General features: G+C 37.4%; 12 protein-coding genes and 1 riboswitch. Of the genes, 3 read left to right on the top strand and 9 right to left on the bottom strand.

Annotated elements, in window-relative coordinates:
• Nucleotides 1-181: 181 nt before the first annotated feature.
• A complete protein-coding gene (asnB, locus tag AC4CVH_RS06975) occupies nucleotides 182-2,023 on the top strand; it encodes an asparagine synthase (glutamine-hydrolyzing) (protein WP_490787029.1) in 1,842 nt (613 codons plus the stop codon).
• A 24-nt stretch (nucleotides 2,024-2,047) separates the two neighbouring features.
• Here asnB and AC4CVH_RS06970 read toward each other — a convergent pair whose 3' ends face one another.
• From AC4CVH_RS06970 to AC4CVH_RS06960, 3 genes are read right to left on the bottom strand one after another with little or no spacing between them, the layout of a single operon-like run.
• The gene (locus AC4CVH_RS06970) at nucleotides 2,048-2,815 is read right to left on the bottom strand and encodes an ABC transporter ATP-binding protein (RefSeq protein ID WP_490787028.1); all 768 of its coding nucleotides are present in this window, start codon (nucleotides 2,813-2,815) and stop codon (nucleotides 2,048-2,050) included.
• A 3-nt stretch (nucleotides 2,816-2,818) separates the two neighbouring features.
• Nucleotides 2,819-3,844 (bottom strand): FecCD family ABC transporter permease, encoded by a 1,026-nt coding sequence (locus tag AC4CVH_RS06965; RefSeq protein ID WP_490787092.1) that lies wholly within the window; start codon nucleotides 3,842-3,844, stop codon nucleotides 2,819-2,821.
• A 5-nt stretch (nucleotides 3,845-3,849) separates the two neighbouring features.
• Nucleotides 3,850-4,845: an ABC transporter substrate-binding protein gene (locus AC4CVH_RS06960; protein WP_490787027.1), complete on the bottom strand. Its 996-nt coding sequence runs from the start codon at nucleotides 4,843-4,845 to the stop codon at nucleotides 3,850-3,852.
• Nucleotides 4,846-4,970: 125 nt separating this feature from the next.
• A riboswitch (cobalamin riboswitch) is annotated at nucleotides 4,971-5,153 on the bottom strand.
• Nucleotides 5,154-5,327: 174 nt separating this feature from the next.
• Between AC4CVH_RS06960 and AC4CVH_RS06955 the strand changes: the two genes are divergently transcribed.
• Together AC4CVH_RS06955 and AC4CVH_RS06950 are read left to right on the top strand one after the other, a co-directional pair.
• Nucleotides 5,328-6,326 carry a hypothetical protein gene (locus tag AC4CVH_RS06955; RefSeq protein ID WP_490787026.1) on the top strand — a complete coding sequence of 333 codons (999 nt, stop codon included), beginning with the start codon at nucleotides 5,328-5,330 and terminating at the stop codon, nucleotides 6,324-6,326.
• Nucleotides 6,323-6,997 (top strand): protein-glutamine gamma-glutamyltransferase, encoded by a 675-nt coding sequence (locus tag AC4CVH_RS06950; RefSeq protein ID WP_490787025.1) that lies wholly within the window; start codon nucleotides 6,323-6,325, stop codon nucleotides 6,995-6,997. Before AC4CVH_RS06955 ends, AC4CVH_RS06950 begins: the two co-directional genes overlap by 4 nt.
• A 118-nt stretch (nucleotides 6,998-7,115) precedes the next feature.
• Here the strand turns inward: AC4CVH_RS06950 and AC4CVH_RS06945 are convergent, their stop codons facing one another.
• The 6 genes from AC4CVH_RS06945 to AC4CVH_RS06920 form a co-directional block, all read right to left on the bottom strand.
• Nucleotides 7,116-9,134, bottom strand: coding sequence for a methyl-accepting chemotaxis protein (locus AC4CVH_RS06945; RefSeq protein ID WP_490787024.1), 2,019 nt, complete (start codon nucleotides 9,132-9,134; stop codon nucleotides 7,116-7,118).
• A gap of 158 nt (nucleotides 9,135-9,292) precedes the next feature.
• Nucleotides 9,293-10,177: a 2-hydroxy-3-oxopropionate reductase gene (garR, locus tag AC4CVH_RS06940; RefSeq protein ID WP_490787023.1), complete on the bottom strand. Its 885-nt coding sequence runs from the start codon at nucleotides 10,175-10,177 to the stop codon at nucleotides 9,293-9,295.
• 135 nt (nucleotides 10,178-10,312) lie between these two features.
• Nucleotides 10,313-11,836 (bottom strand): galactarate dehydratase, encoded by a 1,524-nt coding sequence (gene garD / locus AC4CVH_RS06935; RefSeq protein ID WP_490787022.1) that lies wholly within the window; start codon nucleotides 11,834-11,836, stop codon nucleotides 10,313-10,315.
• Between the two features lie 39 nt (nucleotides 11,837-11,875).
• Nucleotides 11,876-13,294, bottom strand: coding sequence for a DASS family sodium-coupled anion symporter (locus AC4CVH_RS06930; RefSeq protein WP_490787021.1), 1,419 nt, complete (start codon nucleotides 13,292-13,294; stop codon nucleotides 11,876-11,878).
• The gene (locus AC4CVH_RS06925) at nucleotides 13,279-14,616 is read right to left on the bottom strand and encodes an enolase C-terminal domain-like protein (protein ID WP_490787020.1); all 1,338 of its coding nucleotides are present in this window, start codon (nucleotides 14,614-14,616) and stop codon (nucleotides 13,279-13,281) included. Before AC4CVH_RS06925 ends, AC4CVH_RS06930 begins: the two co-directional genes overlap by 16 nt.
• 266 nt (nucleotides 14,617-14,882) lie before the next feature.
• Nucleotides 14,883-15,836: a D-2-hydroxyacid dehydrogenase gene (locus AC4CVH_RS06920; RefSeq protein WP_490787019.1), complete on the bottom strand. Its 954-nt coding sequence runs from the start codon at nucleotides 15,834-15,836 to the stop codon at nucleotides 14,883-14,885.
• Between the last annotated feature and the right edge of the window lie 7 nt (nucleotides 15,837-15,843).

The raw sequence follows: 15,843 nt of genomic DNA, 5'->3' as shown, positions 1-15,843 counted from the left end.
TTTCTATCCGTCCACCTTTATATATATATCTTTTAAGAATCATATAGATATAATATCACTTTAAATCAAAGCTGTTAATATAAATTTGAATCTTTGGGCAAATTAATTTTATGCACATATAAAGCGTTCAATCATAAATTATAATTAATCAATACTAATATTTATTCGGAGGTAAATCCATATGTGTGGAATTGCAGGATGGATCAATTTAAGAGAAAATATTTCTAAAAACAGAGATGTAATCATAAATATGACCGATACACTGAAAGAAAGAGGCCCAGACGATAGGGGGTACTATCTTTCTGAAAATGCACTTCTCGGACACAGGCGTCTTGTAGTCGTTGATCCAAAAGGCGGCGCTCAGCCAATGTCAAAGAGCATAAACGGCAAAAAATTTATAATTGTATATAATGGTGAACTTTACAATACCGAAGATTTAAGACAGGAACTTTTGACGGAAGGATACCATTTTGACTCCTATTCAGACACGGAGGTTCTCCTTACAAGTTATATACATTGGGGTACGGAGTGTGTAAAACACATAAACGGAATATATGCCTTCGCCATATGGGATGAAGATAAAAAAAAGCTTTTCATGTCAAGAGATCCCCTTGGGGTAAAACCTCTTTTCTATACCTTAAAGGGCGATTCACTTATATTCGGTTCTGAAATAAAAACGCTTCTCGCCCATCCTTTCGTAGAACCTGTAATTGACAGGCAGGGGCTTACTGAAATATTCGCACTTGGTCCTGCTAGATCTCCCGGAAGCGGTGTATTCAAGGGTATACGAGAGGTTCCTCCTGCAAACTATATTCTTTACTCAAGAGACGGCATGAAACTCATAGAATACTGGAAACCAAGGTGCATGGAACACAAGGAGGATGTTGAAACTACAGCAGAACATGTAAAAACGCTTCTAACAGATGCAATAAAAAGACAGCTTGTAGCAGACGTACCTGTATGTTCACTTCTCTCAGGCGGTCTTGATTCAAGTGCCATATCCGCCGTTGCGGCATCAGAATTCAAAAAGCACGGCAAAATACTTGACACTTATTCCATAGATTACAAAGACAATGAAAAATACTTCAAGGCAAATTCCTTCGAGCCAACTCCCGATAGAATATGGGCCCTGCGCATGTCTGATTTCATAGGAAGCAGCCATCACTCCATAATAAACGACAACAAAGAGCTTGCAGACGCGCTGTACGACTCTGTAATCGCAGGCGATCTTCCTGGAATGGCAGATATAGATTCCTCATTTTATCTGTTCTTCAGGGAAATACGCAAAAAAAATACCGTTGTTCTGTCAGGTGAATGTGCCGATGAAGTGTTTGGCGGCTATCCTTGGTACAGAAGGCCCGAGGACATAAACGCACATACCTTTCCATGGTCAAAATCCATAAATTCACGAAAAGAAATATTGTCTGACGATTTGAAAAAACTCGACCTTGAAGGATATTTGAATTTTCAGTACGAAGATACCCTAAAACAGGTGCCCCACCTGGATGGTGAGTCAAAATTCGAATACAGAATGCGTGAGCTTTTCTACCTTAATATAAAGTGGTTTATGATAACACTCCTTACAAGAAAAGACCGAATGAGCATGGCAAACAGTCTGGAGGCAAGAGTGCCTTTTGCAGACTACAGACTTGTAGAATATGCTTTCAACATACCTTCCGATATAAAATTCTACAAAGGCAGGGAAAAGGGCCTTTTGAGAAAAGCCTTGTCTGGAATACTTCCAAAAGACATAGTTGAAAGAAAGAAAAGTCCATACCCCAAAACCCACAATCCTGAATATACAAGATGCGTTCAGAGGTGGATGAGAAGAATAATGAATGATAAAACTTCACCTCTACTACAGCTTATAGACAAAAAATCCGTAAAAACCCTCATAGATACAGGCGGCTCATCATTCAAAGCACCCTGGTTCGGACAGCTTATGCGAGGCCCGCAGCTTCTTGCTTACTTGATTGAAGTTAATATATGGCTTAAAGAATATAATGTAAGAATAGAATTTTAACTTCCGGATGCAGGTGCATCCGGGTTACATATACGGTATGTATGCTACATTCACCCTTCCTGTTGCCTTATTTATGGAAACATCTGCATTCACTCCGAATACTTCGCCCACCATGGATTTTGTTATGACTTTTTCAGGCGGACCACTCGCTATAATTTCACCGTCTTTCATTACAAAAATCCTGTCACAGTAAAGTGCTGCAATATTTAGGTCATGAAGTGATGTAAATATTGTAATTTCCGCTTTTTTTACAAGATTCATTATTTCTATCTGACACCCTATATCAAGATGATTTGTTGGTTCATCAAGAATTATTAGCCCAGCATCCTGCACAAGCGCCCTGGCAATAAGAACTCTTTGTTTTTCACCCCCGGAAAGGCTTAAAAAACTTCTGTCCCCCCATCCGCCAAGACCAACTTTTTCAAGCGAGTCTATTGCTGCTTCAACGTCTTCTTTCGAATCTCCCTCAAACATTTTTTTGTGTGCATATCTTCCAAGAAGAACCATGTCCATTACCTTCACATCAAACTCCACCTGATTTTCCTGGACAACCACAGCAGCCTTTCTAGCGGCCTCTCTGCTTGTAAGTTTTCTGACATCACTGCCATCTATAAATATCTTTCCATCAGAAGGCCTGTATACTCTGTATATATTTTTTAGAAGAGTTGACTTTCCACAGCCGTTTGGACCTACAAGTCCTACAAATTCGCCTTTTTCTACGTTAAGGCTTACATTTTTGAGTACACGAATTCCATCTATTTCATAGCATACACCGTCTACATGAAGCTTCATACATCAATTACCTCCAAACATATAATTGCTTTTTCTAAGTATCCACAGAAAAAATGGTGCACCTACAAGTGAAGTTACTATGCCTATTGGAAGCTCCTCCGGAGAGGCAATCATTCTTGAAAATACATCCACCCATATTAGAAAAATAGCTCCTGAAAATATTGATACAGGTATAATTCTACTGTGTTTTGAACCTACAATACTTCTGCATATATGTGGAACTACAAGCCCCACAAATCCTATTACACCACTTGCGGAAACCATAGTTCCCGTAAGCAGGGTACTTACAAGTACAATTATTGTCTTGGATTTTTTTACATCTATACCAAGTGTAACTGCTGTATCGTCCCCCAAGAGAAACGCATCAAGAGTTCTGCTGAATATATAAATTACAGCAGAGCACAGCACAAGAACTACGAAAGTGTACATTATATAATTCCAGGTTGTACCACCAAGAGATCCCTCCATCCAAAAGAGCACGGAACGGACTTTATTCTGATTGTCCGCCCTGAAAACCATGAAACTTGTAATTGATGAAAACATGGCTGAAACCGCAACTCCTGTAAGTACAAGCCTTGTAGACGTTACTCTGCCCTTGAGCCCTGCTATGTTGAATACTATTGCCATGGAAAGTGCAGCTCCTAAAAATGCGCCAAATGGAACTGCGAATATTCCAAGTAAAATTGATACTACAGCTCCTGTTGACGCGCCGGAGGATATTCCAAGCACATAAGGATCTGCAAGAGAATTTTTTGTAAGAGCCTGCATTGCAATTCCGGATACGGAGAGTCCTGCTCCTACAACTGCTGCAAGCAGCACTCTTGGAAATCTTATCTCCCATACTATTGAGTTTACAGATGCCGGCCATACTGCTTTGAATATCTCATGTCCAAACATGTTGTTGACTATAATTTGAAATATCCATACTCCCCTTATATTTACACTTCCTATAAAAATAGCTGCAACTATTGAAACTGCCAAAATTACTGCAAGCAAAACATAAAGTATAATATTTTTTATATTTATCATCTCCGTCAATTTTTGAAGGCCTCTGGATAGAATTTTTCAGCCAGACTCTTTACAGTTGCAGAATCACGTATTCCAGGTTCAAGATCCGTAAGTCCAACTACAAATATTCTATTGTTTTTTATAGCATCCACATTTTTAAGTGCTGGATTCGACATGAGAAATTTCTTCTTGGCTTGTGAATCTTTTGAACTATCATAATCAACTATAATTATGTATTCTGGATTTCTATCCACAACCTGTTCCCAGGTAACATTGCTCCAAGACTTTTTTATGTCTCCAAATATATTTTGTCCGCCTGCAAGGCTTATTATGTCTTTTGCAACTCCACCGGAGGCAGTAAACGGTGCATCTTCACCGGAGTCATACACAAAAACTCTCTTTTTTGATTTAGATGAATCTTTTATTTTATCCTGTACTTCCTTAATCTGTTTTTTCATATTTTGAGTAATCTCATCAGATTTCTCTTCTACTCCAAAGATCTTTCCTAAATTATTAAAATCCTCATATACTGTTTTCATTGTAGCATCGCTGTCTATTGACTTCGGTACATACATTTTTATATTGTTCTTCTTGCAGAATTCCCTGCTAAATGTATCATTTGAAAAACTCGAACTCCAACCTATCAAAAAATCTGGCTGAGTATCTAATAGTTTCTCTTTGGATGGATTTTGGTCCGAAAGTTTTGGAACTTTTGCATAGTCCTTTGCAAGACTGTCAAGTATCTTGTTATCCTGATATGCCCTTCCAACCATGCTGTCTTTTAATCCAAGTGAAAGCATCATTTCAGTGGTAAACCCTGCCAGGCTAACTGCCCTCTTCGGTTTCTGCGTAAATTTCTCCTTGAAGTTCTTGCCATCAAGTGAGTTTGTAATTGTTACCTCCTTGTAACTCCCACTTTTTTTGCTGCTGCTCTGTGAATTACTTCCACTGCCAGCGCCACATCCTGCAAAAAGAGCTGAAGTCACAATCAGTGCACATATAAAACTAACTATCTTTTTCAAAATCAATACCTCCTATTTTAATTTGCAAAAAAATAAAGTTCCACAGAAAAACGGAACTTTTTAGTCAAAATTATTCAACGCACGTCAAAAAGACTTGCATTATTCCACTCCATCTCTCGTAAAGCATAGGAACAAACATGCAGGCAGGTCTTCTGACTCGGTTTCATAAATACCCAATACCTTCCCATATACAGTGGCTAACATGAGCATCTCTTCCATCACAGCGGCGGGACCGTACAGGAATTTCACCTGTTTCCCTTTTAAACTGCAGGGTTCATGCTGCAGTCACCTGAATGTCAAATATTAAATTGCATAGCTGTATTATATTATACATCAAGGCACCGGTCAATGTTTCCACTGTATGCACAAAACTACTGTAAATATAGGAACTCAAAATTAAATTTACTTAAAGTAGTATAAATCATATTTTAAAAAATAAATATGTATGGATAAACATGTTTAAAGGAGATATCAAACCATTCATGAAATATAAAAATGCGGAAAATTCAAGCTTTCTCGACAATATAAGAATCGACAAAGGTAAAGACGACCTGATAAACTTTTTCAGGCAGTCCTCCAAAAACGACATCAAAAAATCATTAACTCTTATAAATGACAAATTGCTTGAGTTTCCTACTCTTTTTATTCTCAGGCAGGAAATTATAGACAAGAATCTGTTCAACAGTTTAAATCAGAAGAACAAGGCAGCACTTGCCATAACCCGTGAAATACTCTCAGATGAAAAATACGCCATGGCAAGTCTCTCAGAACACTACAAATCCCTGGACTACGTAAACGCACTCCATACGGTATTAAAATGGATAATTGAATCAGGATTTAAAGAAGACGGCATGAATGACGAATATGACAGAATAATGGACATCTCATCTGTTGTTCTCATAAAAACCTACAAGGATAAAACTGTGCTTCCATTGATTGCAGAGATGTTATTTGAAAGGTATAGAAACGGACTTTTGATACATGACATGGCCTGGGCCTTTTTTGAGGCAGCTAATCCCGCCAGCCTTGGAATTATAGCAGAAAAACTTTTATCTTCTGATAAAAACAACGCACAGGCAGCTTCAAAATTGTTGAATTTCATACCTGAAATGAAAAAAAGCAGTCTGCCGGAGGAAAAGTACACAGCTTTTTTAAAATGGTCAGAAGAAAATGCCCCATTTCTCAAATACACAGGAGAAAGCTTTCAGCAAACGTGGAATCCGGAACCATACAGGATTGTACTTGAAGGAAAATACCTATGCAAACGTATATCCTGCACAACAGGCAAGATATTATCCAATCTATCTGAAGATGAACAAAACCTCATAGAAAATTTCAACAAGCTTGCCACTGCCGATAAAATACTATTGTCTGGCTTTTCAATAAAGCTTCATCGCAGGAACATATATCTATGGAGGTTATGGATAAACTGTCATCTGGATAAGCAGCTAAAAATTGCTGGAATTGGAGGTATACAATGAGTAGAAATTCAGACGGAGAATCAAAATTTGAAGCTGCATTCAGAAAGAATACTGTAAATGCTTCTATAAAACTTGACAGGAGTGATTTCGGATTTGAAATTTTCAGGAAATCAAGATGCAACAAGCATTTTTGGGAAAGGACACGTCAGGGTGGTTTTCTGCTTAAAGACGGTAAATCTCCATCAGAAGCTATAAACGACATATTCAAAAACAGCAGTCTCTATGCCACAGAATGTGCCACGGCAATAGTCATAATCTTCTACAAGGCATGTCTGGACTCTGTTGGGACAAAAATTTTCAACGATATGTTCCACAGTATATACCTTATGAACTGGCACTATGTAGATGACAATCTGGAACTTGATGTAGTACAGGATGTGTTGGAAAATACTCCCGGAGACTGCAGATATTTTAAAAATCCGGACGTAGATCCGAGAACCCCCCAGTGGCAGGGCGAAAATACCATATACCTTGGAAATGGACTCTTCTACGGCCACGGAATAGGCATAAATACAGCCAGTGAAATAATCAATACTTTAAACAGCACTCGGGAAGCAGGTTCAAACACCTCGGCCTATTTAATGGATTCTGCAACCCGTCCGGATTTCGATGAAATTTTCTCTATATATTCATCACTCAACACCCGCACAAAAAACCATACAAAGCATTGACTTTCTAAAATAAGATCTTCTTCATCATAAACATCATCTTACTGCAATAGTGGAATTATATAAAAAGTGGAGAGTCGGCTTACTTGCCACTCTCCACTTTGCCCACTGTAAATCACAACTAGGATATTTTAAACTTTGAAACTGTGGCCATCAAGTTGTCCGATACATCTTTTGTACTTTTCGCAAGTTTCATTGTGTCATTTGCCTTCTCAAGCACAGCCGACACCTTGCCGCTTATGTCCTGAGTATTTTTTGCAGCATCAGTATTTTCTTCGGTAATCTGTCCTATTACCTTCACCATACTTGTCATTGACATATCCAGTTCTTTTGATGTATTGCTGAATTCATATACTATCTTGTTTACCTTCTGTATATTTGTAAAATAATCCTGGGCGGTTTTTACAAGGGACTTGTAATCTCCTATAACTATAGATCCAATAAATTCTTTAATTTCATTGGAATTGTCAATAAGTTTGTTTACACAATTTACAACAGAATCTGAAACCTTCTTTATATTCACTGCTGCATTTCTCGAATCGTCCGCAAGCTTGCTTATTTCATCCGCCACAACCGAAAAGCTCTTGCCTGCACTGCCTGCCCTGGAAGCTTCAATAGATGCATTAAGTGCAATCAGGTTTGTCTGTTCTGTAATGTCAAGTATACTTTCTGTAAGCTCTCCTATCTTTTGTACCGACTTTGATTCCTCTATGGCAGAGTTCAAATCGGAATCCATTTTTTTAATCATATCACTTGCCTTTTCCTGAGAGTCCACTGCACTTTTCTCAAGCTTTTTAGCCCTTTCACTTATTGAGTTTGTAGTTTCAAGCCCATGTTGTGAACTTTCGGCAATCTTTCCTATGGAATTTTTTATCTCAAGGGAGGATGCATCCATTTCTTCAGTGGCTGAAGCAGTCTCCTGCATACCTGCAGACATTTCCTCAATAGTAATGCCAGACTTTCTCATGTGATCTGTCAATGTGTTTACATCATCAATGGACTCTCCTGCAAGATCATTTAATTTCCTAGACTCTTCAATAATATTTACTACAAGGTTTTTTATGGAATCTTGCATCGATTTCACAGCACGTGATATTGCCCCTATTTCGTCATCCTTCTTTAAATATTCATCAGGAACCTCTCTGGTAAAATCTGCATGTGCAACAACATCAAGATGCTCTGCTATGGCAACAAGCGGTTTTGAAATTACCCTTGAAATATATGCAACTATTAAAAGTACAAGCAAAAATATAATTGCAATTATTATAATGATTCTCTTTATAAGCTGGTTTGCTTTTGAAAGCAGGTCTGCTTTTGGAACCGATATGCAAAGATACCAGTTTGGTGTATCCGGTATTGGCTTGTACATAACAACCTGTTGCTCACCCGTAGGGGTCACAATATTTGTAATTCCAGATTTTTTCATGCTTATATTTTTATAAATTTGATCCGTATTCTTATATCCTTTTTTATCGGCATCTGCAATATTTAGTTTTAAAGTATAATCTTTATTCGGATGGGCTATTATAGTTCCATCCCCGCCTACAATCCATCCGTACCCGGAGGTTCCTATTCTTATATCCTTAGTAATCTTTGACAGCATATCTAAATTTACAACTGCATTTAAAATGCCCACAGTTTTATTATTATCATTTTTAACCGCATTGGAAATAATAAACATTTTTTCTCCACTTGTTTTTGAAACCATCGGTTCACTTATGTACATCGACTTGTTATCTTTCACAATAGCTTTATAAAATTCTCTCTCCGAAACCTGAGAAAGTTTATTTATTGAGTTATATGAATTCCCTTTCAAGTCTACGAAAGATATATCATTAAATCCTTCATTTATTTCGCTGTTTATTTTTTTCGAGTTTTTAATAAAATACTTCTTTATTGAATCCATATTTCCTGATTTGAATAAATCAAGGTGAGTCAAAGACTTCATTTCTCTTGAGTATCCAGTAATTAACTTTCCTACTTCACGAGATCTTGCATCTAAAGCTTGTCCTCCCATGCTTTCTGTTAAAGAGACAAAATTATTTTTTACATTTATGTACGACAGAACTAGTAAAACTATAAATAATATTCCTATTGGCAGTCCAAACATAAGTATCATTTTTTTTCTAATAGATTTCATTTAAAATCCTCCATTATATTACAAATTTTATAAATATACATATTTTACAATAACAGATAAAAGGATATTGCTGGAACTAAAATCCACAAAAGCTGCTGCAAACTTTTAATTTTGCAACAGCTTTCATGTACAATACAATTAACTATAATTTTATAACTCTATTTTGTTACTTCGACATTTGCAAGTTTTTCATAGAACTTTACAATTGCAGAGTGGTCACTCTGTCCTTCGCCCTCCTGGTGAAGGTTTCTAAGTACTTCAAGAACCTGATTTGTAAGGAACAGTGGTGCTCCAACTCCTGCTCCTGTTTCTACTGCATTTGTCAAATCCTTTATGTGAAGGTCTATCTTGAATCCTGGCTTGAAGTTTCTATCAAGTACCATTGGTGCCTTTGCATCAAGTACCGTACTTCCTGCAAGTCCGCCTCTTATTGCATTGTATATAAGCTCCGGTGATACTCCTGCCTTTGTTCCAAGTACAAATGCCTCGGACATTGCTGCTATGTTAAGTGCTACTATTACCTGGTTTGCAAGCTTTGTTACGTTTCCTGCTCCTATTTCTCCGCAAAGAACTGCACTTCCTCCCATCTTAAGAAGAAGTTCTTTGTATTTTTCAAAAGTTTCCTTCTTTCCACCTACCATTATAGACAAGCTTCCGTCTATAGCTTTTGGTTCTCCACCGCTTACCGGTGCATCTATCATGTCTACTCCCTTGTCTGCAAGCTTCTCAGCTACTTCTCTTGAAACAAGAGGTGCAATTGAACTCATGTCTATAAGTACAGAACCTTTCTTTATTCCTTCTGCTACACCGTTTTCTCCAAAAACAACCTGTTTTACCTGCGGCGAATTAGGAAGCATTGTTATTACAACGTCAGCTTTTGATGCGACATCTTTTGCGGAAGTTCCTGCTTCAGATCCAGCTTTTACAATTTCATCTACAGATGATTTATTAATATCAAATACTACAAGATCATATCCTGCCTTTATCAAATTCTTTGCCATTGGCTTTCCCATGATTCCAAGCCCTATAAATCCTATTTTCATACGTTAATCCTCCTGTACTTTTAATTTATATTATAATTATCATACTTTCCTTTATGCCAATCAATATTCATTTGCACAAATATAAGTAATCAACCATATTTTGTTTTTATATATATGCATAAACAAATCTCATGATCAAGTAATTGGAGCTGGATTGAATATTCCAAGTGCATTATACAACCCGTGAATATCTGCATATGTTTTCTTTTTGCCGCTGGCTACATCTATTATCAATTTGAACAATTCCCATCCAACTTCCTCTATTGTCTTTTCTCCGGTGGCTATCCTTCCTGCATCCAAATCTATAAGATCATCCCACTTTTCCTTTAAAGTCGAATTGCTTGAAACTTTTATTACAGGACTTATTCTTAAGTTGTAAGTTGTTCCTCTGCCTGTAGTGAACACCTGAAGTGTCATACCTGATGCAAGTTGCATTGTTCCACAGAAGAAATCACTTGCAGGTGTTGCAGCATAAGTCATTCCTCTCTCTTTGATCATCTCTCCCGGTGAAAGCACATCCACTATACTTGTACTGCCTGACTTTGCAACTGACCCCATTGCCTTGTCAACTACATTTGAAAGTCCTCCTTTTTTATTTCCCGGAGACGGATTAGCATCCCTGTCAACATGTGATTCTTCAAGATATTTATCATACCATTTCATTTCATTTACAAGTTTTTTGAGGACTTTGTCATCTTTTGTCCTTGGTGCAAGAAGATGCACCGCATCCCTTATTTCTGTAACTTCAGAAAACATAACTTTTGCACCGGCCCTTACAAGAAGATCCGCTGCAAATCCTACAGCAGGATTTGACGTTATTCCAGAGAAAGCATCACTTCCACCGCACTGGAGTCCCACTATAAGATCAGATACCGGACATTCTACTCTTGTGCGCGAATTCAATTTTTCAAGTTTTTTTTCAGCCTTTGTCATTATCTCGCTAATCATTTCTTCAAATCCGTTACATTCCTGCAATACTACAAGATCATCATTTTCTATTTTAGGAAACAATATTGTAGGCACAAGTTTCTCACATCCAAGGCAAATCGTCAGAAGCTGACCGCCAAAATTAGGATTTTTGGATAAATTCCTAATTGCCCTTATGGGAATCTCTGCATTATCCCCATGTATAGCCACACCACATCCATACAAGTGATTAAGTGCAACCACATCATCTACATTTTTATATTTCGGAAGAAGTTCACTTCTTATTTTATCTACAGCAACATTTACAACACCTTCCGAACACTGCACTGTAGTTGTAATTCCAAGTATATTCTTTGTACCAACGCTTCCATCAGGATTTTTATATCCCATAAAAGTATATCCACAAAGTGGTTCATAATTGTCGATCATATGTCCACTCTGCAATTCATCAAGGGGATGTGCCTCTGGAAGCCTTACTTTATCCTCGCGAAGCCAACTTCCTTTTTTTAAGTCACATTTTGCATAGCCTATTATTTCACCATATCTTATAACAGGATTATCTTTTGGTATATCCTCAAGTACTACCTTGTTGGCCTGTGGAATATCCGAAAGAAGTTTGAGCCCGTCTGGAAATACCGTGTCTCTTCCAAGTCCCCCTTTGTTTGCTATGATTGCCACATTATCTTTGGGATTGATCTTAACATACAAAGGCACTTTACTTTTATCATTCATAATATAATTTCACTTCCTGTCAATTAGTTTTTATCTTGATTAAATTCCAACAAATTTCCACCATATTGCTGCAAACGACAGAACAATAAAAAGATGAGCTATTGAAACTGCAAGTCCTACAAGCCACCACTCCTTTTGCTTTACATAACCTTCCGAAAAATACACTCCTCCCTGTGCTATACCATAGTGGGTAAGTCCTGAACTGAGAGCTGATATATCAACTAGAAGAAATACCGAAAGCACAGGCGGTGCTCCAATACCAAGCAATATTGTAAGAAAGGCCGAAAACAGCGCTGTAAAATGAACCATGTTGCTTGCAAAAAGATAGTGAAGATAATACATTGAAACACATACTATAACAAGAGCCGGGAACCAGGATACCCCATGTATATGTTGAGTTACTATGCTGCTTATCCATTTTACTATGCCAAGCTTGTTAAGCTGTCCTGCCATCATCATAAATGCACCAAGCCATATTACAAGATTCCATATTTCTTTCTTGCCTGTAAATTCATTCCATGAAACCACACCAGATCCAATAAGTATGACAAGTCCAAGAACACTTACTGTAGTAGCATCAATATTCAGCATGCTTCCAAATATCCACAGGACAACAACAACGAAGAAAACAACTATCATAAACTTTTCAGATTTTTTCATTGGCCCAAGTTTTTCAAGTTTCTCATTCATTAATCTATCAACATGATCAAGTTTTTTTATTTCCGGCGGGCACAAAAAATATATAACAAGCGGAACAATTATAAAATTTAGCAATACAGGAACTATACCAACCATAAGCCATAGTCCAAATGTTATATGTGTTTTTACACCCAGGCTCGCCGCCATGCTTATTGCAAGAAGGTTTACAGCAGAAGATGTAATGAAAAGCGATGAAGAAATAAGATTACTGTGTATCGACACCAGCATGAGAAATGCTCCAGCTCTTTTTTCAGTACCATCTTTTACTTTCGAGCCATAAGCTTCAGACAATGCTCTCGTAATTGGAAGTATAATCCCCGTAGACCTTGAAGTTGCACTTGGAATAAGCATACTCAATATTCCCTCACACAATACAAGAGAATATCCAACTCCTATGGTTCTTTTTCCAATCTTTCTTATAATATTGTACGCCAGTCTTTTCCCAAGACCTGTTTTTGTTATTCCTATGGAAAGACAGTCAGCACATACTATCAGCCATATAAGACTCTCACTATACGATGAAAATGCTTCTTTTATTGTAATTATGTGAGTAAATGACAAAACAAATATTCCTACAAAAGAAGCTAAACCAAGTGACATGGCTCCAAGAGCGCATGCCACTATAATAAAGATAAATACCGCCAACAGATGCCATCCATTTACAGGCACGGAATCTGGTTTAGGGATAAGACAAATCAGTACTCCAAAGAAAATTGCAATTAGTAAAGGCTTTACTTTAAAATTTATCTCACTAAACATGGTTTTTTATTGTCAAACTTCCAATTTGGTATTAAATACTGCATTGCAACTGAATCATCACGAGCACCCAGTGACATTTTATTGTACAATTCATTTGCTTTCATAACATTTTCCATATCTATATCAACTCCAAGACCAGGCTTGTCTGGAATATCTATCATTCCTCCAACTATCTGGAATGGATTCTTTGTAAGATACTGACCATCCTGCCATATCCAGTGAGTATCTATAGCTGTAACTTTTCCAGGTGCTGCAGCCGCAGTCTGGGCATACATTGCAAGGGAAATATCAAAATGGTTATTTGAATGTGAACCCCAAGTTAGTCCCCAGTCCCTACATGTCTGTGCGACACGTACCGAACCTTCCATAGTCCAAAAATGTGGATCGGCAAGTGGAATATCTACAGAATGCATCTGAAGCGAATGTACCATCTGACGCCAATCAGTAGCTATCATGTTAGTAGCTGTTGGAAGTCCAACTTCATTCCTGAATTCCGACATTACCTCACGCCCTGAAAATCCTTCTTCTGCTCCACATGGATCTTCCGCATAAGCAAGTACATCAACAAGCTCCTTTCCAAGCTCAATAGCCTCACATAGCGACCATGCTCCATTAGGATCAAGAGTTATACGTGCATCCGGAAATCTCTTGTGAAGTGCAGTAACCGCTTTTACTTCTTCCTCACCTTTTAAAACTCCGCCTTTAAGCTTGAAATCCTGAAAACCATACTTCTCCTGAGCTGCTTCTGCAAGTCTTACTACAGCTTCGGGTGTAAGGGCTTCTTCTCTCCTTAAACGGAACCAATCATCTTTTGAATCCGATTCATCCATATAAGGAAGCTTTGTTTTATTTTTATCTCCTACATAGAAAAGATAACCCAAAACTTTCACAGACTCCCTTTGCTGTCCTTCTCCAAGAAGCTCGCATGCTGGAACTCCCATGAACTTTCCTACGAGGTCAAGTAATGCCGCTTCTATTGCAGTCATTGCATGTATTGCAATTCTAAGATCAAAAGTCTGAAGTCCCCTTCCAAGACAATCCCTACATGCAAAAGTATCTTTTACTTTCTTAATTATCGATTTATACCTTGATATACTCTGACCAACAACAAGTGGAGTAGAATCTTGTATTGTCTGCCTTATTTTTTCTCCGCCTGGCACTTCTCCTACTCCAACATTTCCACTGCTGTCTTTCAGTATTATTATATTACGTGTGAAAAACGGTCCATGTGCTCCACTTAAATTAAACAACATACTATCACATCCTGCTACAGGTATAACTTTAAGTTCTGTAACAACAGGTGCATTTTTCTGGTTACTCATTTTTTTCCCTCCAAATATTAATTACAGCGACTTTTCTGCGACATATTTAAATAAAAATTTCACATTGTTTATAAATATATTATTATACTTTTAACTATCTCATTCAATATTCAATTGCACAAACATTAATCCTTTACATCAATTCATTTTTATCTATATGACTAAAATGTATATTTTTATCCAGATAAAAATATACAGGTGTGTTTACTTATAGTTTTTTGCTATCACCTGTATATTATTCACTAATTTTATGATCTCTGGGATGGCTAGTAACCTTTTTTTCTGTTTATAATGTTTATCATATCCCCGCCGTTTGTAAATGCATCAAAATTTTTTATACATAGTTCTAAAATATTTTCATATGTCTTTTTCAGATTGTATCCACCTGACACATGCGGTGTAACAACTGCATTTTTTATTTTCCAAATTCTATGATCTTTTGGAAGTGGTTCAGGATCTGTAACATCAAGCGCCGCACCAAAAATCTCTCCACTTTCAAGACAGTCGCACAAAGCGTCGGTATCTATGCAATTTCCCCTGCCTACATTTATTACAACTGCATCTTTTTTCATAAGTTGTATTTTTCTTTTGTCCATGATTTTGTAAGTGGACTTTGTTGATGGAAGACTAAGCACCACAGCATCCGCAGATGGAAGTAACTTTTCAAGTTCTTCAATTAAATGCATTTCATCAAAGTAATCCGGCTTTTCCCTGTTTCTGCGTCTTACACCAATGGTGTATGCTCCAATGGCCTTTGCCTTTCTTGCAAATTCACTTCCTATGCTTCCCGCTCCAACTATTAGTACTTTTGATTTATAAATTGATTTCATGCTGCCTTCATTTCGCCATATTCCTTTATATTGATTATCCCTGTACAAGTTTAGTCTCTTGTACAATTCAAGCATAACCCCCAGTATATATTCCGATATGGCAAGATCATAAGCTCCCGATGCATTTGTAAGTATAGTCTTTTCTTTCAATACATTACATGACAAGTATTTATCAACTCCGGCACTTTCAAGCTGAAGCCATTCCAGGGAAGCCGCCTCTCTGAGCATTTCAGGCGGTGGGTTTCCTATGATTATGTTGGAGTTCTTCACTTCATCAATTCCAACACTTTCCCTGGTTTCATACACAAAATCCGCCGACGGATCAATTTCTTTCATGCGACTTTTTACTTTCTCATCAAAGGGCATAAGTACAAGTACATTTCTTTTCAATAATACA

The organism is Clostridium pabulibutyricum (assembly GCF_058242705.1).
The sequence above is the reverse complement of the archived record's forward strand: the minus strand, read 5'-3'. Positions and strand labels throughout refer to the sequence as shown.